Below are 22,733 nucleotides of genomic sequence, written 5' to 3'. Positions count from 1 at the left end.
CGGGACCGCCCGGCCGGACCGGTCGCCGAGGCCCTGCGCCACCAGCTGCGGACCAGCGCGAAGCTCGGCGGCGGGAAGGAGCGGGCGGCGGGCCTGCGGCTCGTGGCCACCGACACCGCCCTCGACGCCGGGACCGGCCCGGAGGTGCGCGGCGGCGTCCTCGCGCTGCTGCTGGCGGTGTCCGGGCGCCCGGTCGGCCCGGAGGAGCTCACCGGCCCCGGAGCGGCGGCACTCGTCTCCTGAGTGCTCGCCGTTCCGGACGGCCCCCGATGCAGTCTTGTGACGGCCCCGAACTGTGATCCTTGACACCTCGCCCCGGATGTCCCTACTCTCCTAACACGTGTCAGGAACCTGACACGTGTTAGTTCAGCAGAGTGAGGACACGCGGATGACTGCAGCGAGCAGCATGACCCGTCGCGCGCTACTGGGGGTCGGGGGCGTCGCACTGGCCGGGGCCACCGTCGGGGCGTGGCCGCGCCTGACCGCCTCCGACATCCCCGGTCGCGGGGATGACGTCCTGACGGTGGCGATCCAGGGCACGTCCCAGGACGCCGCGAAGCGCCAGCAGCTGGTGGACGAGTTCCGGGCCGAGCACCCGGACATCCCGGTGCGGATCCAGGCCGTCCAGAGCGCGGACTGGGGGGACTTCTTCTCCAAGATCCTCACCATGGTCGCGGCCGGCCAGGCGCCGGACCTGGTGTACGTGGCCACGGAGGGCACCCAGCTGTTCGCCGACCGGCTCGCGGTGCCCCTCGACAGCTTCGTCCAGCGGGACGCCGCCACGATGGGCGAGTACTTCCGCGACGTGCACCCCAGCCTCGTCGAGGCCTTCATGTACAAGGGGAACCTGTACCAGCTGCCGCTGGAGTTCAACGCGGCCAACATGTACCTCAACACGGCGGCGCTGCGCCGGGCCGGGGCGGAGCGGCCCGCCGACGACTGGACCAAGGACGACTTCACGGGGCTCATGCGCGCCATGCAGCGCTCCAACGAGGGCTCCTTCCGCCCCTACTACTGGACGAACCGCCTGTTCGGCGGTGTGGTCCCCTGGCTCTACGCCAACGGCACCAGCTTCCTCACCGAGGAGAAGGCGCCGGGCGGCGGATGGCTGTGGAACGGCTTCTACGGGGACCACCCGGCGGGTGCCGACCGCCGCGGCGGCTACCTGTGGACGGGCTCCAACGTCCGGGACGAGCGGGTCACGGAGACGTTCGACTACCTGCGGGAGCTCGTGCAGGAGGGCCTCGGCGTGCGCCCCGAGGAGGGCGGCGGCAACGCCCTGATCGGCCTGTTCGCCTCCAACCGTGTGGGCGCCACCCCGGCCGGCGGGTACTGGGCGCAGGGGCTGAACGAGGCCGGGATGGGGCCGGAGGCCTTCGACGTGCAGTTCTTCCCGCGCTGGCGCACGCAGCGGCACCAGTTCGGCGGCGCCGGCTACGCGCTGATGAAGACCTCGGAGCGCAAGGACCAGGCGTGGGAGTGGATCAAGTTCACGGCCCGCAAGGAGTCGATGCAGCTGGCCACCCCCCACCCGAACACCACGCCGAGCCGGCGCTCCATGGTCACCGCGGACTTCTACCGCGGGGCCGGCCCGGAGCACTGGCAGGTCTTCTACGACACGCTGGACCGCTTCCCCAGCACCGGTCCCATTCCCGCCCCGCCGCAGCAGGCCGCCGTCGAGTCCGCGCTCATGAAGAACGTGGCGGTCGCCATGGGCGGCGGCGCCGGCCAGATGACCTCGGCCCTCGACCGGCTCGACACCGAACTCGCTCTCATCCTCGGGGAGGACTCATGACCACCATCGCACCGGCACCGGACGTCGCCCGCACCACGGTCTCCGCACCGGTGCCGTCGCCGCGGCGGACCCGCTCCCGGGCCGAGAGGTGGATGACCGTCGTCTTCCTGGCTCCGACCGTCATCGGGATGGGCGTCTTCACGGTGCTGCCCATCCTGGCCTCCGTGGTGCTGGCCTTCTTCCAGTGGGACATCATCTCCGCGCCCGAGTTCGTGGGGCTGCGCAACTTCACCGAGCTCGTCACGGACCGGACCGTGCGGGTCTCCTTCCTGAACACGATCGTGTTCGTGGTGGTCGCGGTGGCTCTGCAGCTGTCCCTCGCGATGACCCTGGCGGTGCTGGTGCAGGGGAAGATGCCGGCCTGGTTGCGGCTGTTCTTCCGCTCCACGTTCTTCTTCCCGCTGATCCTCTCCGCGGCCAGCGTCTCGATCTTCATGCGCTACATGTTCAACGAGCAGTTCGGCGTCGTGAACTGGCTCCTCACCAATGTCGGCCTGCCCGCCGTGCCCTGGCTGACCACCACGACCGGGGCCTCGCTCGTGGTGGTGCTCGTCTACGTGTGGCAGAACTTCGGCTTCACGTTCCTGATCCTGCTCGGCGGGATCGCGTCCATCCCCAAGGAGCTCTACGAGGCGGCCGACCTCGACGGCGCCAAGGGCTGGTCCAAGTTCCGCAACGTGACCCTGCCCCTGGTCAGCCCGACCCTCCTGGTCGCGTCCGTGACGGCGATCATCACGGCGCTGCAGGTCTTCGACCAGCCCTACGTGCTCACCCGCGGCGGCCCCGGGGACTCGACCCGCTCCGCCGTGATGGTCGTCTACCAGACGGCGTTCCAGCAGCTGGAGTTCGGCAGGGCGTCCGCCATCGGACTCGTGCTGATGGTGCTGATCATGCTCGTCACCCTGGCGCAGTTCCGCCTCTCCCGGCGCTACGTCCACTACCAGTGAGCTCTCCCGACCGACGAAGGACCACCTCATGTCTGCACCCGCTCACACCCCGTCCCGGACGGCCGGCCCCGCGCCCCGCCGTCGCCGCCGCCGGGGACTGCCCAGCCCGGGACGCGTCGCCGGCTTCCTCTTCCTGCTGGTCGCCGCCGTCGCGGTCCTGGGACCCGTCATGTGGACCCTGTCGACGTCGCTGCGCAGCCCCAGCGAGGCCTTCGACCTCCCGCCGAAGTTCCTCCCGACCGACCCGGACACCACGGCCTACGCCGAGGTCGCCCGGCAGATCGACCTGGTGCGGCTCGTCCTCAACAGCGCACTGGTCACCGCCCTCATCGCCGCCGGGCAGATGCTGACGGCGGCCATGGCCGGGTACGTCTTCGCCCGCATGCGCTTCCGGGGCTCCGGGCTGATGTTCGGCGTGGTCCTGGCCACCATGATGGTCCCGGTCCAGGTGACGATCGTGCCCGTGTTCATGCTGGTCCGCGGCATGGGCCTGGCCGACACCCTCCTGGCGCTGATCATCCCGGCCATCCCCACCGCGTTCGGCACGTTCCTGATGCGCCAGTACTTCATGGGGCTGCCCAACGACTTCGCGGAGGCCGCCGCCCTGGACGGGGCGAGCCCCTGGCGGACCTTCTTCTCCATCTACGCGCCGCTGTCCCTGCCGGGCATGGCCATCGTGGGCATCCTGGCGTTCAACTACCACTGGAACGAGTTCTTCCGGCCACTCATCCTGACCATCTCGGAGCAGAACTTCACCCTCCCCCTGGGCCTCGTGTCCCTGCAGGGGAACCTGGGCACGGGCTCCATCTCCGTGGTCCTGGCCGGCGTCGTGATCTCCATGATCCCCGCACTCATCGTCTTCGTCTTCGGGCAGCGCTATCTGCGCGAGGGCCTCACCGCAGGAAGCAGCAAATGACCCTCTCTCCCAGCACCGCCTCCGCCGTCCTGCCCACCGGCCGGGCCTTCCCCCGCACCCACCCCCGGCCGGCCCGGGGCTGGCTCAACGACCCCAACGGGCTGTGCCGGGTCGACGGCACCTGGCACGTGTTCTTCCAGTACAACCCCGGCTCCGCGCGCCACGACGCCATCCAGTGGGGGCACCTGTCCTCACCGGACCTGGTGACGTGGCAGGAGGAGCCGGTGGCCCTGCGCCCGCAGCAGCACGGCCCCGACGCGTTCGGCTGCTGGTCCGGGGTGCTCACCGTCGACGAGGGGCGCCCGGTGGCGGTCTACAGCGGTGTCGAGGCCGGCGACGACCGGTCCCGGGTGACGCTGGCCACCGGCTCGGAGGACCTGCGGTCCTGGCGGCAGGAGGGCGTCACGGCGGCGGAGATGCCCGCGGACCCTGACGTCGTCGCGGTGCGCGACCCGTTCCTCTTCCGCTGGGCGGGGCGGCGGTACGCCCTCCAGGGCGCGGGGCTGGCCGACGGCCGGGCGGCGATCCTGCTCTACGACGCCGCCGACCTGGAGCACTGGACCTACCTGGGCGTGTGGCTGACCTCGGACCACCCCGTGCTCAGCGCGGACCTCGACGCCTCGATCTGGGAGTGCCCCCAGCTCTTCGAGGTGGTCGAGGGCGAGGTGTCCCGCTGGGTGCTGATCGTCTCCCGGTGGATGCGCCAGGAGGACGGGTCCGGCCGGCTCCAGGACGTGCGCTACGTCGTCGGGCGCATGGACGAGGACCCCGACGACGACGACGGGGGCCGGGCCCGGGGAGCCGCCCCCCGCTTCACCCCCGAGGCCTGTGGCGCCGTGGACACGGGGCCGGCCTTCTACGCGCCCCAGGTGCTGGCGCTGGAGGACCGCACCCTGCTGTGGGGCTGGTCGTGGGAGACGCGCCCGGAGGAGGTCAGCGACGAGGAGGGGTGGGCTGGTCTGCTCACCTGGCCGCGCGAGCTCCGCCTGGACGGCGACGTCCTCGTCCCGGCACCCGCCGCAGAGTGCGCGGGGCACCGGCGCGAGCCCCTCGAGCCGGCGTCCGCGGACGGGACGGTCGAGCTGCCGGACGCCGCCGAGCTCCGCGCCACGGGCCCGGACGCCGCCGTGCGCCTGCTGCTGCGCGGTCCCGCCGGCGAGCGCGAGGTCTGGTCGGGGCGCGCGGCGACGGTCGTGGTCGACGGCTCCCTGGTGGAGGTCTACGCGCAGGACGGGCCCTCCCACACCCTCCGGGCCTATCCGCAGGACGGCGAGACCTGGTGCGCGGCGGTCGAGCCGGGCGCGGTCACCGGGTGGGCGCTGGGCCCGTCGACGCCCTGACGATCAGCGGGCAGTCGATGCGCTCCACCGCGGGCGGGACCTCGACGCCGTGGAGCTGCTCCAGGAGCAGCTCCACGGCGCGCGCCCCGATCCGCAGGTGCGGCAGGGCTACGGTCGTCAGCGCGGGGACGAGCTGGTCGGCCACGCTCTGCTGGTCGTCGACCCCCACGAGGGAGAGGTCCTCCGGGACCCGCAGGCCGGACGCCGCCGCGCAGAGCAGCACGCCCGTGGCGGTGCGGTCGTTGGACGCGAGGACCGCCGTCGGCGGCTCGGGCAGGGCGAGCAGCCGCTGCGCCGCCCGGTAGCCGTCCTGGATCTCCCAGCCGGTCGGCTCGACCGTGAGCCGCAGGCCCTCGCGGCCGAACTCCGCGCAGGCCGCCTCGAAGCCCTGCCGGCGCAGCGGCGTGGCCGGCGAGTCGGACGTGCCGGTCAGCAGGGCGATCCGGCGGTGCCCCAGGCCGAGCACGTGCTCGGTGGCACGGCGCATCCCGGTCACCTCGTCCGGGATCACCGCGGCGAGCCGTTCCTGCGGGTCGTAGCAGTTGGCGAGCACCGCGGGGCGGTGCAGCAGCGCCACGGGCGGGTCCAGCTCCACGAGGCCGCCCGTGGCGTAGACCAGCCCGTCGACGTGCCGGTGGATCAGGGCCTCGGCGAGCTCGAGGTCGCGCCCCGGCACCCCTTCCGTGTCGGCCACGGTGAGCACGTAGCCCGCCGGGCGGGCGACGGAACCGGCGCCGCTGATGATCCGGCCGGCGAAGGGACTGGTCACGATCTCGTCGGTGATCACGCCGATGGTGTTGGTGCGCTGGCTCTGCAGGGCGACCGCCACCGCGTTCGGCACGTAGCCCAGCCGCTGCACGGCCTCCCGGATCCGCTGCTGGGCGGTGGGCGAGACGTTGCCGTCGGCGTTGTTGTTGAGGACCATCGAGACCGCGCTCCGGGAGACCCCGGCCTCGCGCGCGACATCGGCGGCAGTGGGGTTGCGGGCCATGTTCCTCCGGCGGTAGCACCGGTCTCGAACCGGGTCGGTGTGCGGCCCCCAGTCTATCGGGGACGTCCCGCCCAGGGCCGGGGGCTCAGCGGACGAGGGTGAAGAGGATGCCGCTGATGGCCACGAGCCCGGCGACGGTCACGAACACGTTGGAGAGCTGCCCCCGGTAGGGCGCCAGCGCCGGGATCCGGCGCACGGCGTACATCGGCATCAGGTACAGGATCACGGCGATGACGGGCCCGGCCAGGGACTCGATGAGGGACAGGATGCTCGGATTGAGCACCGCGGCCGCCCACGTGGTGAGGAAGATGAAGACCGCGATCCCCCGGCGCAGCGTCCGGTCCTGCGGCTGCCGGATCCGGGCGGGGAGCATGCTGCGCACGATCCCCGCCGCGCCCTCGCTGGCGCCCAGGTAGTGGCCGAAGAACGAGGAGACGATCGCCACGACCGCCACGGCGGGGCCGAGGTAGCCGATCCAGGGGTTGTCCTGCACGTTGGCCAGGTGGGAGAGCACCGGGAGGTTGGCCTCGCGGGCCTCCTGCAGCCCGGTGGTGCCCAGGGACAGGACGCAGGACCAGACGAAGCCCATGGTGAACAGCACCAGCAGGACCGTGGTGCGGCGCAGCACGCGGGACGCCGCCGCGGGCGCGTCCGTCCCGTGCTCGCGCTGCATCGCCAGGGAGAACTGGGAGATCGCGGGGGAGTGGTTGAACGCGAACACCAGCACCGGGATGATCAGCCACACCGACAGCGTGAGCTCGCCGGCGGACGGCACCACGGCGAGGTCGCCCACCTGCCAGGTGGGGACGAGGTAGATCGTCACCCCCAGCAGGGCGAGGATCAGCGGGTAGACCAGCCACCGGGTCACCGCGAGCATGAGGCGCTGACCGGCGACCATGACCAGCATCATCAGGGCGATCAGCACCCCGGAGAGCAGCACGCGGGGCACCTGCGGCAGGCCCAGCTGGTTGACCAGCAGGCTCTCGACCGTGTTGGTGATGCCCACCCCGTAGATCAGGACGATGGGGTAGATCGCGAGGAAGTACAGGACGGTGATCACCCGCCCGGCGCCCTCCCCGAAGTAGTCGCGGGCCACGACCGTGATGTCCTCGCCCTTCCGCGGCGAGGCGCAGACGAAGCGTGCGAGGGCCCGGTGGGACAGGTAGGTCATCGGCCCGATGAGGACCGTCACCACGAGCAGCGGCCACAGGCCGCCGGCCCCCGCGTTGATCGGGAGGAAGAGGATGCCCGCGCCGATGGCGGTGCCGAACAGGCCGAGCATCCAGCCGGTGTCGACCGCGGAGGGCCGGCTCCGGGCACCGGGTGCCGTGGCCGAGCGGTCCGGGGCGGGGTTCGTGGTCGTCGGCGTGGTCGTGGGGGAGGGAACAAATTCTGCGTCGGCGGAGATCGTCCGCGGGGCAGGGGAGCGCGACATGGTGGTCCTCGCTGGGTGCACATGGGGTGGACCTCAGGGACGATACCAGCCGGACCGCGTCCCTCCGGGCCTCGGGCGGCGTCACTCCCGGGCAGCGGCACCCGCGCCCCGGAACCGCCGCCGGGACGACGACGGAGCGTCGGCCCGGCACGACCGGCGTGCCGGGCCGACGCTCCGTCGGTGGGTCAGGACCGGCACCTCGGTGCCGGCGGGTCAGTGCTGTCGCAGGGGGCGTCCCACGATCCCGGTGGACACCGCGAAGTACGCGGCCGCCGCGAACAGCAGCGTGGCCCACCCGTAGGCCTGGGACCCCAGGGCCAGGACGGCGCCGTTGGCGACGAACAGCATGACGGCCGCGACCGTCAGCCACTGCGCCACCTGATTTCCGCGAACCTCTCGAACCCCTGCCACTGTCATCCCCTTCGTCGATCGCCTCCCGCCTGCGACCGCAGCCGGGATGAGGCCAAGTTAGGTGCCTTTCGGGACATATGTCAGTCGACTTAAGTCCAGACCTCGTGGGAGCCGCGCCAACATCGGGCCTGGTCAGGGGCAACAGGCGAACATGACGAAAGATGGCGCGGCCTGCGTCCAGGAACAGGGGCCGGCACGGGAAGGGGCGGGGACGTGGTATCCACGTCCCCGCCCCGGTCCTTCCGGTGTGCTGCCGTCTACGGCGCCGCGGGCACCGCACCGGCGTCGGCGCCCGGCACGGCCTGCTCGGCGGCCGCGCCGGCGCCCGGCTGGACGGTGTCGGTCTGCCCGCTCTCCGACTCCTGGCCGCTCGTGTCCGGGAGGGTGCCGCCGGTCGTGGTGTCGTCCTCGGTCACCGCTCCGTCCGTGGGGGCGACCTCGCCCGGAACGACTCCACCCGGGGCCACGGTGACCTCCGCGTCGGGGACGGTCCCCTCGGCAGGGGCCACCTCGCCGGTGCCGGCGGCCGGGTCCTCGACCGGGGCGGGGGCAACGTCGCTGCGCACGGAGACCGACTCGCTGCCGGTCACGGTGCGCTGGATCGTGCCCGTGCCCCCGGAGAGCTCGGTGCCGGTGAGCGCCTGGATGCCGAAGATCGCCGCGACCGCGAGGCCGAGGACGGCGCCGGTGGAGACCAGGACGGGCTTCAGGCGCGGGCGCAGGGCGGTCCAGCGGCTGCCGGCGGCCACGGCGGTGCTGCCGTCCGACTCGGAGGAGTCCAGGCCGGGGCGGGCGAGCACGCGCTGGGCCACGGTGGTCTTCACCTTCTTCAGGCCGCGGCGGCTCTTCTCGAGCGAGGTCGAGTAGATGACGATGGCGATGCCGGAGACGATGCTGGTCAGTGCGGCGCCGAGGACGGTGCCGGCGACGCTGAGGTGGCCGCCGATCACGGACATGGTCGCGGCGGTGGCGGCGCCGGCGAGCAGGCCCGGGATGTTCAGGGCCGGGCTCTTCTTCTCGGACTGCTCCTCGGCCGGTGCCTGCGGATGGTCCTCGGCCGCGGGGGCCTCGGTGCGTGGTTTTTCCAGAGTCATGCTGTCCTGCTTCGGTTGCGGGGAAGGGGGTGCTGATCCCCGCGACGATGCTCGGGCCAGCCTTCCCCATTATCCGGACTGACCTGGGAAAGCACAGGCCGAGTGGGAACTCTCACACCTTGCGGTCCCCTGTGGGCGCAACGTGGCGTCAAAGGCCCAGGTCACCGTCCGGTCCGCTCCGGGCGCCCGGACCGCCGGGCGCCGGGGGCGGCCCGGCCGCCGTGGCCGGCGCGGCGGGCGGGCCCAGGTGCCGCCGCCCGTACGCCTTGCCGGCCTGGACGACGGCGACCAGCAGCACCAGCAGCAGCGCCGCGGCGGCGACCGGGACCGCGTCGACGGGCAGGGTGTAGGCCATGACCGCTCGGGCGCCGGTCCCGATCAGGAAGGCGGCTCCCCAGCCCGCGGTCATCGCCCGGAAGATCCGGCGGAACACCGGGTCCTGCTCCCAGCCGTGCCTCCAGCGGGTGGCGGCCTCGGCGGGCATCAGAGCCACGGTGGCGTCGAAGAGCGCGGACCGGCCGCCGGCGAGACTCGTCAGCAGCCACGCGCCCAGCAGTGCGGTGAGCCAGCCGCCCAGGGCCATCAGCAGCCGGGCGTCGGCCGTGATCAGCCCCACGGCGGTGTTGAGGGCCAGCACGGACAGGGTGAAGGCCCCGAGCCGGTCCAGCCGGCGGGTGCGGGCCGCGGCGCCCAGCACGCGCAGCAGCGGGGCGAGCCCGCCGAGCACCAGCGCCACCCAGGGCTCCGCCCCGGCCAGTCGCAGTCCGTAGTACAGGGCGAAGGGCAGGACCAGGCCTGCGCCCAGCAGTCCCACCAGCGGGTGACGCCGGCAGCTCACCGGCGTTCCGCCCGGGACCGCACCGCCGCTCGGGACCGCACCGCCGTCCGGGGCCGGCGACGGCGCAGGGTTCCGGTCCGGTGGTGTCCCGGCAGGGGGAACGGTCGGCCGCGGGATGGGGTCCGGGACGCTCACAGCGCTCTCCTCAGGGTCTCTTCCGGGTCGCGAGCCCGATCACGGAGACGAGCTCGCGGGTGTAGGTGCCCAGGTCGAAGTCCGGGTCGGTGACCAGCCGCCCGGAGGCGGTGTCGATCGCCCCGCGGACGAGGATCGCCAGGGCATGGGCGTCGAAGTCCCGGAAGGCCCCGGTCTCCTGCCCGTCGCGCAGCAGGCGCTCCAGGTGGGCCAGCACCGGGTCGGCCCCGGACGGGGTGAACCGGGGGGCGCCGTCCGGGGCGCGCAGGTTCATCACGATCTCGGTGACCGCCCGGAGGTCCGCCGGATGCCGGCCCAGGAAGGCGAGGTTCGCCTCCACGTAGGCGGTCAGCACCGCCGAGGGGTCGGTCTCGGCGTCGGTGCGGGCCGCGATGGCGGCCCCGGCGCGGCGGTAGACGTCGATCACCACCTGGGCCAGCAGCTCGTCCTTGGACGTGAAGTAGTAGGAGACCACGCCCTTGCTCACGCCGGCGCGGCGGGCGATCTCGGCCAGGGAGGCCCGCCCGTACCCGGACTCGGAGATGGCCTCGATCGCACACGCCAGGATCTGGGCCCGGCGGGCCGTCTCCGTGAAGGTCGGGGAGTCACCCGAGGCCTCGTTTGACCGCATGGTCAAAATATAGGCCGCGCGGTCAACCCGGGAAAGGGGAGGGCCGAGTGTGACGCCCCGCGGTCGGGACAGGACTCGTCACACCGTCTGAGAGGTCGGAGAGGGAAGAGGGCGTGTCCCGAGCAGGGTGAACGCAGTGGGCCGCCGTGCCCGCGCGAGGGCGAGGGGCGTCTCGCCCGCGAAGCGCCGCACCTCCCGGGTGAGGTGGCTCTGGTCCGAGAGGCCGTGCCGAGCGGCGAGCGCCCCGAGACTCCGGCTCCCCAGCTCCGCGTGCAGGCGCTCGAACCGGATGATCTGTGCTGCGACCTTGGGCGGGACCCCGGTCACCTCGTCGAAGCGCGCGCGCACGTGCCGCACGCTCCAGCCCGAGCGCCGTGCCAGATCCGCGATCCGCGCCTGTCCGCCCGTCTGCTGGAGCTCCGACCACGTCCACTCCACCAGGGCATCGGCCGGTGCCCCGGACCCGGCGAGCCGCACCAGTTCGTCGACCACGATCGCGAAACGCTGGGACCAGCCCGGTGCCTCGGCGAGCCGGTCGGGCAGGTCGTGGCCCCATCGCGGCACCAGGTCCGCCAGTGGCAGGACGTGCCCGGCGGTCTCCCGGCCCGGCACGCCCAGCAGCCGGCAGGCGCCCGGTGGGGTCAGATAGACCTGCACGGAGGCGTGCCGGTCGAAGAAGACCGTGCGCACCGGACCGGGCATCAGCCCGGCGAGGAAAGCACCGTGAACCGTCTCCGCTGCCGCCGGAAGCGCCCGGACGTGCAGCGGTGAGGTGAAGGAGATCTCCAGCACCAGGAAGCTGCCGACCGGCTGCACCCGGGACCGTCCTCCCGGCGGAGCGAGTTCGTCGAAGCCCACGATCCCCGCCACCAGCCCCCGCAGCGGAGGCGGAACGGCCTGCCGGAGGACCGTCGGCGCGGACCCGCTCACGTCTGCCCTCTGTGCCGTGCCGCTTTCTTCAAGACCCCCTCGGCCCCGGAGTCCTACCGTCGGAGGAGGACGAGGAGAGGACCCCACGATGGGCGCGCTGGTCATGATCGAGTTTCTGACGGTCGACGGAGTCATGCAAGGGCTGGGGTCACCCGGGGAGGACCCGGAGGGCGGGTTCGTGCACGGCGGCTGGGGTGCCCCCTATGCCGGGAGCGTCCATCAGGTCACCGCATCCGCGGGGTTCGCGAGGACCTCGAGCTACCTCTTCGGGCGCCGGACCTACGAGAAGATGGCCGCGTTCTGGCCCCACCAGCCGGCCGACAACCCCGTGGCCGCGCATCTGAACGCCACCCCCAAGTACGTGGCCTCCCGGACCCTGACCGAGGCCGCGTGGCCGGGGACACGGATCCTCTCGACGGACGCCGTCGACGCGGTGCGCGGGCTGAGGGCGGGCGAGGACGGGGACATCGCCGTGCTGGGCAGCGGCGTGCTCTGCCGGGAGCTGCTCGCGGAGGACCTGGTCGACGAGATCCGGCTGTTCGTCCACCCCTTGCTGCTCGGATCCGGCAAGCGGCTGTTCGGCGAGCTGCCGGTCCCACGCCGGCTCGCGCTGAGATCGGTCGCCAGGACGGACCTCGGGACCGTCGCGCTCGTCTACGGCACACGGGCGTGAGCGGCCCGTCATGATGGGGACCTGAGGCCGATCGACCTCACCTGTCCATGGGAAAGAGCTCACACAGGAGGAACTCATGATCACGAACGTCGCGGCGGCGGTGCTGTACGTCGGCGACCAGGACGAGGCCCTGGCGTTCTACCGGGACACCCTGGGATTCGACGTCGTCACGGACGCCGACATGGGCGGGGGCGCTCGCTGGATCGAGGTCAGGCCCCCCGGCGCGCAGACGTCCATCGTCCTGTCGGCGGCCTCGGCCTCCGGCAAGGATCCCGGCGAGGGCGCCCACCTGACCTTCACCGCCGACGACGTCGCGGCGACCGTGGCGGAGCTGCGCTCCAGGGGTGCCACGGTGTCCGATCCGGTCAGCGAGCCGTGGGGGACCTACGCCACCGTCGAGGCGCCGGACGGACACCGGCTGCAGTTCCACGAGCGTCCGGGCCGCTGACGACCGCCGTGCACTCCCTCCCGGTCGGCCGGGGATCATCCGGCGAGGGCGAGAGCGAGGACGCCGACCCCGAGGGCGAGATCGAGGGCACCGCACCACTCGGCCAGCGACCGCGAGACCACCTCGTGGCGGTGCCAGTGCACCAGGTCCCACGCGGCGTGGCCGATCAGGCCGGCAGCGACCAGCACGCGCCCGGCCTCCGGGGAGAGCCAGAGCGCACCGAGTCCGAGCGCCATGAACCCGACGGCGGCAAACGGCTGCCAGCGATAGGCCCCGGGCCGCGAGAAGGTGCCCCGGACCGCGCCGACGACGACGGCGCCCAGCACGACCGCGGTCATGGCGGCCAGTTCGACGACCGGCCCCGCCCCGGCGAGCCGGGCCGTGACCACGAGGACGACCAGGACGGCGAGCACCGGCCAGGACCAGCGGGGACGGACGAGCACGGCGATCACCACGTACCCCGTCGTCGCCAGCACCAGCACCAGGAGCACGGCTGTGACGCTGCGCGGGTCGTCGGTGGCGAGGTTGAACGCGGCGAACGCCAGGCCGAGGACCGCGGGCCACCGCCGTGCGATCGCCCGGACGGGTCGGGGCACCGACGATGTCGGCGCCGGAGCGGGGAGGGTTGCGGACGGAGACCGGTGGTTCATGCCACGAGGGTAGGAGCGGCCGGACGTCACTCTTCGGACCCGTCCTCCGCTGCGTCCGGAATCCTGGGATACTCGTCCCACACCGGGTGACAGGGGAACCTGATGGCTGATCGTGCCACGGCGGTGATCGCCTACGACGGGGCGGAGCTGCTCGACATCGCCTGCATCACCACGCCCCTGGCCCTGGCCAACATGATCGGCCGGCCTCGCGACCCCTACCGGGTGCAGGTGCTGAGCCTGCGCGGGGTCCCGATCCGCTGCGAGACCGGTCTGACCCTGCAGGCGGACGGCGCCCTCGAGCACGTGCTCGGACCGGTCGACACGATGATCGTGACCGGCGGCCTCGGCCACCACCGCGCCGCCGACGCCGAGCCCCTCCTGCGGCACGTGCGGCGCCTCGCGGCCACGAGCCGGCGGGTGGCCTCCGTGTGCACCGGCGCCAGCGTCCTGGCCGCCGCCGGGCTGCTCGACGGACGGCGCGCCACCACGCACTGGCGCTTCGCCGCCGACCTCGCCCGCCGCTATCCGCAGGTCGAGGTCGACCCGGACCCGATCTACATCCGCGACGGGCGGATCGCCACCGCCGCCGGGGTCACCAGCGCGCTGGACCTGACCCTGTCCTTCATCGAGGACGACCACGGCGTGCCGCTGGCCCGCCAGGTGGCCCGCAACCTCGTGACCTACCTGCAGCGGCCGGGCAACCAGGCCCAGATGAGCCTGTTCACCGGCGTCTCCGGAGGAGGCAACGACGTGGTGCAGCAGGCGATCGGGTTCATCACCACCCACCTGGACGCGGACCTGTCCACCGCGGCCGTCGCCGACCACGTCGGGGTCAGCCCCCGCCACCTCACCCGCCTCTTCGACGCGCACCTGGGCCTGCCGCCGGCCCGGTTCGTGCGGGAGGCCAGGACCGACGCCGCCGCCCGGCTGCTGGAGTCCAGCTCGTTGCCGGCGGCCGCGATCGCCCAGCGGTGCGGGTTCGGCTCCGCCGAGGCCCTGCGGCAGAGCTTCGTAGGCCGGTACGCGATCTCACCCACCGACTACCGGGCCCGCTTCAGCCGCCCGCCCCGGGCCGCGCCCGCGTCCTGACCGCGTGCCCGGTGCGGACCACGCTCAGGCGCCGCTCACCGCAGCGGCAGCCGCATGAGCACGCGCGGGAAGCCGTTGAGGACCGAGGTGGTGTCGGCGGCCTGGGTGAAGCCGGCGCGCTCGAACATGGCTCGGGTGCCGACATAGGCCATCGTGGTGTCGACCTTCCGGTCCCCGTTGTCCACCGGGTAGCCCTCGACGGCCGGCGCGCCGTGGCCGCGGGCGTGCTCCACGGCGCCCTCGAGCAGGGCCTGGGCCACACCCCGGCCCCGCTGGCCGCCGCGCACCCGGAAGCACCACACGGCCCAGACCGGGAGGTCGTCGACGTGCGGGATGCGCCTGCTGTGGGCGAAGGAGTGCAGCTCGGCCCGCGGGGCCACGCCGCACCAGCCGACCACCGTCCCGCCGTCGTAGGCGAGGACGCCCGGCGGGATCGGCCGGGCGCACAGCTCCTGGACCCTCTGCGCACGTTCCCGGCCGGTCAGCGCGCGGTTCTCCTTGGAGGGGAGCCGGTAGGTGAGGCACCAGCAGACCGCCGAGTCGGGGTTGCGGGGGCCCAGGACGGTGGCGACGTCGTCGAACCTCTCGCTGGTCGCCGGTCGGATCGTGAACGCGGTGGAAGTCATGGTCGTTCCTCGCTGCTGGGCGGAGTGGCGCCGGCCGTGCTCTTCACCGAGGGAGAACCCGCCGTCCGGACCACCCTATGGGCGGACCACCCTCCGGCGGGTGCGGACGGCGGCGGGACCCGGTGCGCCGGGGCAGCCGGAGTCGTAGCGTGGTGGGTGCACCGGACTGCTCGAGGCAGAGGGGGACCCGTCATGAGGATCGTCGTCACCACGCCCACGGGGCACGTGGGCTCCCGGGTCGTGCGGCTGCTCGTGCAGGCCGGGCTGCGGCCCACCGTGCTCGTGCGCCGCGCGTCCCGCCTGGACCCCGACCTGCGGGCCCGGTGCGCGGTGGTCGAGGGCGACCAGGGCGACCTCGCCGCCGTGTCCCGGGCCACCGCCGGGGCCGACGCCCTGTACTGGGTGAACCCGCCGACGGACGACGACGACCCCGTCGCCGGCTACGCCCGGATGGGCGAGGTCGCCGCCGCGGCGGTGGCCGGGAACGCCGTGCCGCGAGTGGTCTTCCAGAGCAGCGTCGGCGCCGAGGCCCGCCACGGGTTCGGGGAGATCGACGGTCTGGCCCGCACCGAGGAGCTGCTCGACGCCACGGGCGCGCACGTCACCCATCTGCGCTGCGGATACTTCTTCACCAACCTGCTGCTGGATCGCGAGTCGGTGCGGTCCGGGGTGCTGAGCACCACCCTGCCGGTCGACCACCGGATGCCCTGGGTGGACCCGCGGGGCATCGGGGACGTCGCCGCCGTCCGGCTGCTGGCCACCGACTGGACCGGCCGGCACACGCAGGGCGTGCACGGGCCCGAGGACCTCTCCTTCGCCGAGGCCGCCCGGATCGTGGGGGAGGCGCTCGGGCGCCCGCTGACCGCCGTCCAGGTCGCCGAGGCCGAGGTCGCCGGTGTCCTGCGCTCGGCCGGCCTCACCGGCGCGCAGGTCGAGGGGGTGCTGGGGATGTCCCGGGGGCAGCGGGGATTCACCCCGGAGAACCCGCGGGAGCCGCTCACCACGACGCCCACTGCACTGGGCGCCTGGGCCCACGCCGTCCTCCGGCCCGCGCTCGCGGCCTGAGCCGGCCCGCCGACCCCGGAGCGGTGCCCGCCGGGTCAGGACGAGGCGACCGGGCGGCGGTCCCAGGTCAGGACCACGTGGCCGCCCTCGAACGTGCTGACGTCCGTCAGGTCGAACCGGGCGGGCGAGAACTCCCCGGCGTCGAAGGCCGGCCGCCCGGCCCCGGCGAGCACCGGGTAGAGCTTGACGACCACCCGGTCGATCTCCGGGAGCACCGCCGCGGCCAGCGACGCACCGCCGACGAGACAGACGTCGAACGGCGAGTCCTCGGCCTTGAGCGAGCGCACGAGCCCGACCGGGTCCTCGCGCACGACCGTCACCTCCGGGGTGAGCTCCTGCTGCGTGGTCGACACGACGTACTGGCGCAGGTGCGCGTAGGGACTGACCACACCGATCGCCAGGGCCGGTTCGTAGGTGCGCCGGCCCATGACCACGGTGTCGAAGTGCCGGTGTGGCGCGTGGTCAATGCCGAGGTGGGTGCGGACGTGGGTCGGGAGGGTTTCGGGGAACTCCTCGCCCAGCCAGGCGCCGTAGGCGTCGGAGAGCGGGAAGAAGTCGGTCTCGTCGTGCGGGCCGGCGATCCGGCCGTCGATCGAGACGCCGATGAAGTAGGTCAGTCGTCGCATGCTCCCATTCTCGGCCGGTGCACCGGGCGACGTCACGGCAGTCCCGGACCACGACGGGTGCGGCGCGGCGCCGGGGCCCGGTTCACCGACCGCGCCGGACGCGGTCGAAGGTCTCCCGGGCGACCTCCCACGTGGTCTTGCCGACGTCGAAGTGGTCGGTGAGCATGTACACCCCGATCCAGCGCTGGTACGTCCAGGCGCGGTCGAGGAGCCCGGGGTCCCTCGGCCCGGTGTAGCGCTCGTGCACCGCGCGCACGAAGTCCTCGCCATACTCGTGCAGCTCCGCGAAGTCCACGGCCGGGTCACCGACACACATGTCGCTGAAGTCGATCACGCCGAGCCGGGCGTCGTCGTCGTCCCAGAGCAGGTGCCGGCTGTAGACGTCGTTGTGGACGACCACCTCGGGGAGGTCGGCGGCGAGGAGCGCGTCGACGTCGGCCAGGATCCGCGCCACCTCGTCCAGCTCTGCCGGGGTCAGCACGGCGGGCAGGTGCACGGCGGCCGCGCTGCGGACGTCGTCCTGGTCCTCGGCCAGGAAGGACGCCGGCACCTGCTCCAGCGGCGTGCCGGGGACGGGTGCGGTGTGCAGGGCCGAGAGGAAGCCGGCCAGCTGGTCCACGAGCGCGTCGCGCGCCGTCCCGTCCAGGGAGGCCAGCACCTCCGGCTGGAGCGTGCGGCCGGGCAGGAGCGGGTACCCGGCGAACGAGCCGTCCGGCGCCACGCGGTCGTAGCGCGGGATCCGCACCGGCAGCCGCGGGGCGAGGTGGTCCAGCACCGCGACCTCCCGGCCGAGCGCCTGCGCGTAGGGCGCCTCCTGCGGGAAGCGGAACACCTGGGCCTCGTCCAGGACGACGACGACGTGGTCCCAGCCCTCGGTGATCCGCCGCGCCCTCGACCACGTCAGCCCGGGGAAGGCCGCGGCGATGCGCTCCAGCTCGTCCATGCCGGTCCTCTGTCCTCCTCCGGATCCGTCCGGCGCGGGCTCCTTGCGTGCGGCGGTGCCGGTGCCGAGCGCGCGGGTCAGGTCCGGCCGCAGTGCTGGGCCGGCTGGTGGATCCCGGATCCTCGACCGTCGGCCGGTCCCGTCGGCCTCTCGTGCTCCGGTGCGCGGGGGTGTGCTCCCGACCGCGGTGCTCGACGGGCTCGGCCCGGGTGAGGGGTAGGTGCAGCACCATTTTCCCACCCCGCCCGCGAGCAGACCAGAGCGCACGGAGGGCGTTCGGGCCGCGCACTGCACACCGGGACATCAGAGGTCTTCATGAAGGGATGTTGCTCGGCCCCGCCCGCCGGACGGCGCCGACCGCATATGGTGCCTTGCACTAGGACAAACTTTCGATGTGGCAGGGAGTTGACGGCAATGGCGCCGAAGACTGTATTTCTGGCGTTCGCGGAGCAGGACGAGCTGTTCCGGAACCTTTTCACCGCGCAGTGGGACCGGGCCGGGGACCAGGCGCGGTTCGTGGAGCCGCCCGGGAACGGGGCGAGCCCGGACGAGTGGAAGCAGGACGTGCGGGACCGGATCCGCCGCAGCGACGGCGTGATCGCGCTGATCGGCGGCGGCACGCCGGACTCGGACGCGGCGCGGTGGCAGATCCGGTGCGCGGTGGCCGAGGACAAGCCGCTGCTGGGCCTGTGGGTGGAGCCCGAGGCGCGGATGAAGCCGGCCGAGATGGGCCCGGCGCGCTGCGAGACCTGGACGTGGGAGAACATCGGGAACTTCCTGGAGCGCCTGTAGCCCGGCCGCCTGCAGCTCGACCGCCCGGGGCACGTCCCGGGACCGGGACCGCCGACCACAGGAGGAGCCGTGCGCGGATCGGCCGTCGTCATCGGTGCGGGCATCGCCGGCCTGGCCACGGCCCGCGGCCTGCTCGGCGCGGGCTGGTCCGTCCGGGTGCTCGAGCGGTCTTCGGGCCTGCCGGGCACCGGCACGGCGCTGGGCATGTGGCCCGAGGCGATGCGGGCCCTGGACCGGCTGGGGGTGGGCGAGCAGGTCCGGGCCGCGTCCGTGGAGCAGCGGGGTGCGCGGCTCCTCCGGCCGGACGGCACCGAGATCGCCCATCTCGGCCCCGGGCGCACGGCCCGGCTGGTCCCCCGGCCGGCGCTCCTGGCGGCGCTGGCCCAGGGCCTGCCCCCGGACGTCATCGCGTGGAACGCCCCAGTGACGGATCGCGGTGCCCTGCCCGCGGCCGACGTCGTCGTCGCCGCGGACGGCGTGCACAGCCCCGTCCGCGCCGCGCTCTTCGGCGTCGCCCCGCGGCCGCTGGGGACGGTCGCCCTTCGGGGCACCGTCCCGGGGCCGGCGGACGGCGCCACGGAGACCTGGGGGCCGGCGCGGCTCTTCGGGATCACCCCGCACGACGCCGAGCGCACCAACTGGTTCGCGAGCGTCCGCGCCGACGTGCTCGCCGCCGCCGCGTCCGGGCGCGACGACGCCCAGGCCCTCCAACGCCTCTACGGCGACTGGCACCCGGACGTGCGGCGCGTCCTGGCCGCCCTCGGGAACACCCCGATCGACCGGCGCACGCTGCTCGACGTGCCCCCGCTGCCGTCCTATGTCCGGGGGCACACCGTGCTCCTCGGCGACGCCGCCCACGGCATGGCCCCCAATCTCGGCCGGGGCGCCTGCGAGGCCCTCCTCGACGCGACGGCGCTCGTCGAGGCGCTGAGCGCGGCCTCCGACGTGCCCGGCGCCCTGCACCGGTACGACGCCGTACGCCGCCGGCCTACCGTCCGCACGGTGCGTCTGGCCCGTCTGGCGAACCGCGTGGGCACGGCGCGGCACGGGCTGGCCGTGCGCAACGCCGTGGTCGCCGCGGCGGCCCGCCTGAGCTGACCGGGTCAGGCGCTGGTCCCGACCCCGTCCGTCACGGTGCGGAGGACGACGACGCGGCGTCGGCCTCGGCCACGCGCTTGAGCCGCTGCAGGCTCTCCCGCAGACCCTGGCGCATCGTGGTCATCCGGTCCCGGTCTCGGCCCAGGGTGCCGATGATGAACCAGCCGATGCGGCCGACCGGGCGGGCGATCTCGTAGGACTCCGTCACCCGGGTGCCGGTGCCCTCCGGCTCGAACCGGTAGCGCCACACGAGGGTGCCGGCGAAGCGCTCGGTGCGGGCGAAGGCGAACTCCCGGCCGGGCTCGGCGGCCATGACGATCGGCGTGTTGTGCCACGGGAACCGGGAGTCGGGCGGCACCCTGTTGCGGGCCCGGAAGCGTGCGCCGACGCGGGGTCCGCCGTCGTTGAGCCAGACGACCTCGTCGACCTCGGGACTGTACTCGGGGGTGCGGGTGACGTCGGCGACGAGGTCGTAGACCGTCCGCGGCGGCGCCTCGACGTGGATGGAGTCCTCGGCGCGACCCAGTGTCTGCATGGTGGTCCTCCGTGCGGTGTCCGAGTGACGGGGCCTGGGTACCCCGGGGGGAGCGGCGGGCCGGGTGCTCCCACGGTAGGACCCCGGTGCGCCGGGTCCGTCCGGGTGAGACCGGATCGTTGCTCGCCGCGGCTGCGTGTCGCCGGCGGAGTGCGGCCGGCGCGCGTCCCGCTGACCGGGCGCCGGCACCGGTCCATGAATTCGCACAAGCGGTGCTGTGTCCCGGCTCAGCCGCGGCACAGCACCCGTTCCTAGCGTGGAGGCCGACAACGACCCGTACCGATGGAGGATCCATGGACCGCAGCACCCCGCACGAGACGGCGCTCAGCTACGAGGGCCGCCGGCTGCCGCGCCCCGAGGAGGAGGTGGTGGACCAGGGGCTGGGCTTCGACATCGGCACCCTGATGAACCGGCGGAAGGTGCTGACGGTCTTCGGTCTCGGCGCCTCGGCCTTCGGACTCGCGGCCTGCGGGGCCGGAGCGGGCGGCAGCGGCGCGAGCGCGTCGTCGTCGGCCTCCACGTCTCCTTCGCCCTCGGCCACGGCCCTGGCGGTGGACGAGATCCCGGACGAGACCGCCGGGCCCTACCCTGGGGACGGCTCCAACGGTCCCGACGTGCTCGAGCAGAGCGGGCTCGTGCGCAGCGACCTGCGCTCCAGTTTCGGGGACGCCGGCGGGACCGCCGAGGGCGTGCCGATGACGCTGGAGCTGACCATCGCCGATCTCGCCGACGGCGGGGTGCCGTTCGCGGGAGTGGCCGTCTACGTCTGGCACTGCGACCGGGAGGGCCGCTACTCCATGTACAGCGAGGGCGTCACGGAGGAGAACTACCTGCGCGGGGTGCAGATCGCCGACGACGACGGGAAGGTGCGCTTCACCAGCATCTTCCCGGCCTGCTACACGGGCCGGTGGCCGCACATCCACTTCGAGGTCTACCCGGACCAGGCGTCCATCACCGACTCCACCACCGCGATCGCCACCTCGCAGGTCGCCCTGCCGAAGAACGCGTGCGACGCCGTCTACGCCACCACCGGCTACGAGTCCTCCGTCAGCAACCTGGCCCAGCTCACCCTGGCGAGCGACAACGTCTTCGGCGACGACAGCGGGGCCAGCCAGCTGGGTGCCGTCACCGGCAGTGTCGCGCAGGGGTACACCGTCACCCTGACCGCCGGGGTGGACACGACCACCACGCCCACCGGCGGAGGCATGGCGGGAGGGCCGGGCGGACCGCCCCCGTCTCGCTGAGCGATCCAGCGGTCGGTCTGCTTCTGGGGATCCCCTGGCAGACGGGATCAGGTCCCGGGAGACCGGTACTTGATCTGCTCGGCCCGGCGCAGGGCCTCCAGTGTGTCCTCGACGCTCATGAGCACCGTGGTCTCCCGGGAGCTCAGGGCGCCACCACCGCTGATGGCCAGGACGACCGCGGCCATGGACACGTTGTCGGGCGCCTCCCACAGGTTGTAGCCGTCGTGCTCGCCGAACGCGTACCAGAAGCCGTGCAGCTTGCCGCCGACGGATTCGATATAGTCCTGGGCGGCCTGGCGACGGTCCTCCGGGTGGGCGATCAACCGCGCCCAGGTCTCGGGTGTGTAGCTGAACTTGGACAGGTAGAGCGGCATCGTCTCGTCCCCTCGTGTGGTGGTGTCCGTCCGGCCGGTTCCGATCAGGCGTGTGCTGACCGTAGGCCCCCACACGGGCGCACTCCAGGGGATCACCCGGATCGTCGCCGGCCCGTGACTCATGTCCTCTCCGTGTCGGCGGCGGCGTCCGCTCAGTCCTGGGCGCCGTCCCGAGCGCGGTCCGTCCAGGGGCCGTCGCCGAGCTTCGCGTACGAGGCGGCGACGATCTGCTCGAGGACGTCCAGGTCCACCGCGCCGAGATCCTTGAGGTAGATGCAGCCCACTCCGGTGGTGTGCGGGCCCAGGCGCGCCAGGTTCTCCCGGTGGGCGTCGACGCCGTCGTACACGTAGACCGTCGTCGCCGCCTTCCGCGCGGCGAAGCCCGCCGCGGGGGCGTCGCCCTCGTGCCCGCTCGCGTACTTGTAGTGGTACTGGCCGAAGCCCACGATGGTGCCCCACATCTCCGCCGGCTGCCCGGTGACCCGGGTGAACAGGGGGAGGAGGCGCTCGGCGTCCGCCCGCCGCTTCGCCGGCGTGACCCCGGCGAGGTACTCCTCGACCGGCTGACCTGTCTTCTCCACGGTGGGCTCCTCGGGGTCGCTGGGACGTCGATCGTCTCAGGCCCCAGGGTCCTCGGCCGGTCCGACACGGCAGCGGGGACTCCGCTCGGATCATGGGTGACGACGACGCGGGCCGGTCACCGACGGCTCAGGCGCGGCGTCCGGTCCGTCCTGGACCAGCCTGATCCTGCGGGTCGTGGTCTTCATCTTCGTCTTGGGGTTCTTGAACCGTTCGGTGTTCTCCGGCGGCGACTTCCTGGCGCATGCGGCGTTCCTGGGGGATTTTTCATCTTGGAGCCGGCACCACTTCCGTGACCAGATCCTGTCGCCGGGATCAGCAGGGCTTGAAGAACTTCCCGCCGGGCGCGTAGCAACGAGGTCCCGTGTAGCCGGGAATGTCCGCGTAGTAGCCGGGAGGGGCCTGGTTGACGATGTTGGCGCCCGGGTTCGGGGCGGGCTTCGGCGCCGGCACAGGGGCGGGAGCCGGCGCGGGCCTCGGCGCGGGGGCGGGAACGGGGGCCGGATTCGGCGCGGGCGCCGGCGCGGG

At 73.3% G+C, this 22,733-nt stretch carries 26 protein-coding genes and 1 pseudogene; 12 read left to right on the top strand and 15 right to left on the bottom strand.

Annotated elements, in window-relative coordinates; all coding sequences use genetic code 11:
- The 5 genes and pseudogenes from CRM73_RS11995 to CRM73_RS11975 all read left to right on the top strand — a co-directional run.
- Nucleotides 1–243 (top strand): annotated as a pseudogene (locus tag CRM73_RS11995) (hypothetical protein); the annotation flags it as partial.
- 145 nt (nucleotides 244–388) lie between these two features.
- Complete coding sequence (locus tag CRM73_RS11990; protein WP_165440208.1) at nucleotides 389–1,795, top strand: extracellular solute-binding protein; 1,407 nt, start codon at nucleotides 389–391, stop codon at nucleotides 1,793–1,795.
- The gene (locus tag CRM73_RS11985) at nucleotides 1,792–2,742 is read left to right on the top strand and encodes a carbohydrate ABC transporter permease (RefSeq protein WP_207307482.1); all 951 of its coding nucleotides are present in this window, start codon (nucleotides 1,792–1,794) and stop codon (nucleotides 2,740–2,742) included. The genes CRM73_RS11990 and CRM73_RS11985 overlap by 4 nt, the downstream gene beginning before the upstream one ends.
- 28 nt (nucleotides 2,743–2,770) lie before the next feature.
- Complete coding sequence (locus tag CRM73_RS11980) at nucleotides 2,771–3,658, top strand: carbohydrate ABC transporter permease (RefSeq protein ID WP_109243999.1); 888 nt, start codon at nucleotides 2,771–2,773, stop codon at nucleotides 3,656–3,658.
- Entirely contained in the window at nucleotides 3,655–4,998 is a 1,344-nt protein-coding gene (locus CRM73_RS11975) for a glycoside hydrolase family 32 protein (protein ID WP_144835672.1), read from the top strand. The genes CRM73_RS11980 and CRM73_RS11975 overlap by 4 nt, the downstream gene beginning before the upstream one ends.
- On the opposite strand, the gene CRM73_RS11970 is transcribed toward CRM73_RS11975, so the two are convergent.
- The 7 genes from CRM73_RS11970 to CRM73_RS11940 all read right to left on the bottom strand — a co-directional run bounded on the left by CRM73_RS11970 (nucleotide 4,964) and on the right by CRM73_RS11940 (nucleotide 11,463).
- Nucleotides 4,964–5,989 carry a LacI family DNA-binding transcriptional regulator gene (locus tag CRM73_RS11970; protein ID WP_109269087.1) on the bottom strand — a complete coding sequence of 342 codons (1,026 nt, stop codon included), beginning with the start codon at nucleotides 5,987–5,989 and terminating at the stop codon, nucleotides 4,964–4,966. The two genes, CRM73_RS11975 and CRM73_RS11970, sit on opposite strands and share 35 nt — an antisense overlap.
- 85 nt (nucleotides 5,990–6,074) lie before the next feature.
- Nucleotides 6,075–7,424, bottom strand: coding sequence for an HAAAP family serine/threonine permease (locus CRM73_RS11965; RefSeq protein ID WP_109244002.1), 1,350 nt, complete (start codon nucleotides 7,422–7,424; stop codon nucleotides 6,075–6,077).
- Between the two features lie 213 nt (nucleotides 7,425–7,637).
- The gene (locus CRM73_RS11960) at nucleotides 7,638–7,802 is read right to left on the bottom strand and encodes a hypothetical protein (RefSeq protein WP_017834952.1); all 165 of its coding nucleotides are present in this window, start codon (nucleotides 7,800–7,802) and stop codon (nucleotides 7,638–7,640) included.
- 290 nt (nucleotides 7,803–8,092) lie between these two features.
- Complete coding sequence (locus tag CRM73_RS11955; RefSeq protein ID WP_109269089.1) at nucleotides 8,093–8,929, bottom strand: hypothetical protein; 837 nt, start codon at nucleotides 8,927–8,929, stop codon at nucleotides 8,093–8,095.
- 148 nt (nucleotides 8,930–9,077) lie between these two features.
- The gene (locus CRM73_RS11950; protein ID WP_136340986.1) at nucleotides 9,078–9,767 is read right to left on the bottom strand and encodes a VC0807 family protein; all 690 of its coding nucleotides are present in this window, start codon (nucleotides 9,765–9,767) and stop codon (nucleotides 9,078–9,080) included.
- 145 nt (nucleotides 9,768–9,912) lie between these two features.
- Entirely contained in the window at nucleotides 9,913–10,533 is a 621-nt protein-coding gene (locus CRM73_RS11945) for a TetR/AcrR family transcriptional regulator (protein WP_109269090.1), read from the bottom strand.
- Nucleotides 10,534–10,611: 78 nt separating this feature from the next.
- Entirely contained in the window at nucleotides 10,612–11,463 is an 852-nt protein-coding gene (locus CRM73_RS11940; RefSeq protein WP_161976639.1) for an AraC family transcriptional regulator, read from the bottom strand.
- 88 nt (nucleotides 11,464–11,551) lie between these two features.
- Between CRM73_RS11940 and CRM73_RS11935 the strand changes: the two genes are divergently transcribed.
- Nucleotides 11,552–12,136 carry a dihydrofolate reductase family protein gene (locus tag CRM73_RS11935; protein WP_109269124.1) on the top strand — a complete coding sequence of 195 codons (585 nt, stop codon included), beginning with the start codon at nucleotides 11,552–11,554 and terminating at the stop codon, nucleotides 12,134–12,136.
- Nucleotides 12,137–12,212: 76 nt separating this feature from the next.
- Entirely contained in the window at nucleotides 12,213–12,584 is a 372-nt protein-coding gene (locus CRM73_RS11930) for a VOC family protein (RefSeq protein WP_109269092.1), read from the top strand.
- 35 nt (nucleotides 12,585–12,619) lie between these two features.
- On the opposite strand, the gene CRM73_RS11925 is transcribed toward CRM73_RS11930, so the two are convergent.
- Nucleotides 12,620–13,180: a hypothetical protein gene (locus CRM73_RS11925; RefSeq protein WP_229587844.1), complete on the bottom strand. Its 561-nt coding sequence runs from the start codon at nucleotides 13,178–13,180 to the stop codon at nucleotides 12,620–12,622.
- A gap of 156 nt (nucleotides 13,181–13,336) precedes the next feature.
- On the opposite strand from CRM73_RS11925, the gene CRM73_RS11920 reads away from it, so the two are divergent.
- Complete coding sequence (locus tag CRM73_RS11920; protein ID WP_035923709.1) at nucleotides 13,337–14,323, top strand: GlxA family transcriptional regulator; 987 nt, start codon at nucleotides 13,337–13,339, stop codon at nucleotides 14,321–14,323.
- A 35-nt stretch (nucleotides 14,324–14,358) separates the two neighbouring features.
- On the opposite strand, the gene CRM73_RS11915 is transcribed toward CRM73_RS11920, so the two are convergent.
- A complete protein-coding gene (locus tag CRM73_RS11915) occupies nucleotides 14,359–14,949 on the bottom strand; it encodes a GNAT family N-acetyltransferase (protein WP_017834942.1) in 591 nt (196 codons plus the stop codon).
- A gap of 192 nt (nucleotides 14,950–15,141) precedes the next feature.
- Here CRM73_RS11915 and CRM73_RS11910 point away from each other — a divergent pair, with 192 nt between their 5' ends.
- On the top strand, nucleotides 15,142–16,014 hold the full coding sequence (locus CRM73_RS11910; RefSeq protein WP_229587842.1) for an NAD(P)H-binding protein: 873 nt from the start codon (nucleotides 15,142–15,144) through the stop codon (nucleotides 16,012–16,014).
- A 35-nt stretch (nucleotides 16,015–16,049) separates the two neighbouring features.
- On the opposite strand, the gene CRM73_RS11905 is transcribed toward CRM73_RS11910, so the two are convergent.
- Together CRM73_RS11905 and CRM73_RS11900 are read right to left on the bottom strand one after the other, a co-directional pair.
- Nucleotides 16,050–16,640 (bottom strand): dihydrofolate reductase family protein, encoded by a 591-nt coding sequence (locus CRM73_RS11905; protein WP_136341940.1) that lies wholly within the window; start codon nucleotides 16,638–16,640, stop codon nucleotides 16,050–16,052.
- A gap of 82 nt (nucleotides 16,641–16,722) precedes the next feature.
- On the bottom strand, nucleotides 16,723–17,583 hold the full coding sequence (locus CRM73_RS11900; RefSeq protein ID WP_115163340.1) for a phosphotransferase family protein: 861 nt from the start codon (nucleotides 17,581–17,583) through the stop codon (nucleotides 16,723–16,725).
- A gap of 414 nt (nucleotides 17,584–17,997) precedes the next feature.
- Here CRM73_RS11900 and CRM73_RS11895 point away from each other — a divergent pair, with 414 nt between their 5' ends.
- Together CRM73_RS11895 and CRM73_RS11890 are read left to right on the top strand one after the other, a co-directional pair.
- The gene (locus tag CRM73_RS11895) at nucleotides 17,998–18,375 is read left to right on the top strand and encodes a TIR domain-containing protein (RefSeq protein ID WP_115163341.1); all 378 of its coding nucleotides are present in this window, start codon (nucleotides 17,998–18,000) and stop codon (nucleotides 18,373–18,375) included.
- A 69-nt stretch (nucleotides 18,376–18,444) separates the two neighbouring features.
- On the top strand, nucleotides 18,445–19,473 hold the full coding sequence (locus tag CRM73_RS11890) for an FAD-dependent oxidoreductase (RefSeq protein WP_126346708.1): 1,029 nt from the start codon (nucleotides 18,445–18,447) through the stop codon (nucleotides 19,471–19,473).
- A gap of 31 nt (nucleotides 19,474–19,504) precedes the next feature.
- Here the strand turns inward: CRM73_RS11890 and CRM73_RS11885 are convergent, their stop codons facing one another.
- Nucleotides 19,505–20,008, bottom strand: coding sequence for an SRPBCC family protein (locus CRM73_RS11885; RefSeq protein ID WP_017834935.1), 504 nt, complete (start codon nucleotides 20,006–20,008; stop codon nucleotides 19,505–19,507).
- A 293-nt stretch (nucleotides 20,009–20,301) separates the two neighbouring features.
- Between CRM73_RS11885 and CRM73_RS11880 the strand changes: the two genes are divergently transcribed.
- On the top strand, nucleotides 20,302–21,252 hold the full coding sequence (locus tag CRM73_RS11880; protein ID WP_229587840.1) for an intradiol ring-cleavage dioxygenase: 951 nt from the start codon (nucleotides 20,302–20,304) through the stop codon (nucleotides 21,250–21,252).
- A 47-nt stretch (nucleotides 21,253–21,299) separates the two neighbouring features.
- Here the strand turns inward: CRM73_RS11880 and CRM73_RS11875 are convergent, their stop codons facing one another.
- From CRM73_RS11875 to CRM73_RS11865, 3 genes are all read right to left on the bottom strand, one after another.
- Nucleotides 21,300–21,626: a GYD domain-containing protein gene (locus CRM73_RS11875; protein WP_095650127.1), complete on the bottom strand. Its 327-nt coding sequence runs from the start codon at nucleotides 21,624–21,626 to the stop codon at nucleotides 21,300–21,302.
- 152 nt (nucleotides 21,627–21,778) lie between these two features.
- A complete protein-coding gene (locus CRM73_RS11870) occupies nucleotides 21,779–22,207 on the bottom strand; it encodes a DUF1801 domain-containing protein (RefSeq protein WP_109221527.1) in 429 nt (142 codons plus the stop codon).
- A gap of 313 nt (nucleotides 22,208–22,520) precedes the next feature.
- The coding region (locus CRM73_RS11865; RefSeq protein ID WP_229587838.1) for a hypothetical protein at nucleotides 22,521–22,733 on the bottom strand (213 nt) is incomplete at its 5' end.

This window comes from Kocuria sp. CCUG 69068 (genome assembly GCF_020833785.1).
Taxonomy (GTDB): Bacteria; Actinomycetota; Actinomycetes; order Actinomycetales; family Micrococcaceae; genus Kocuria; species Kocuria rosea.
The sequence above is the reverse complement of the archived record's forward strand: the minus strand, read 5'-3'. Positions and strand labels throughout refer to the sequence as shown.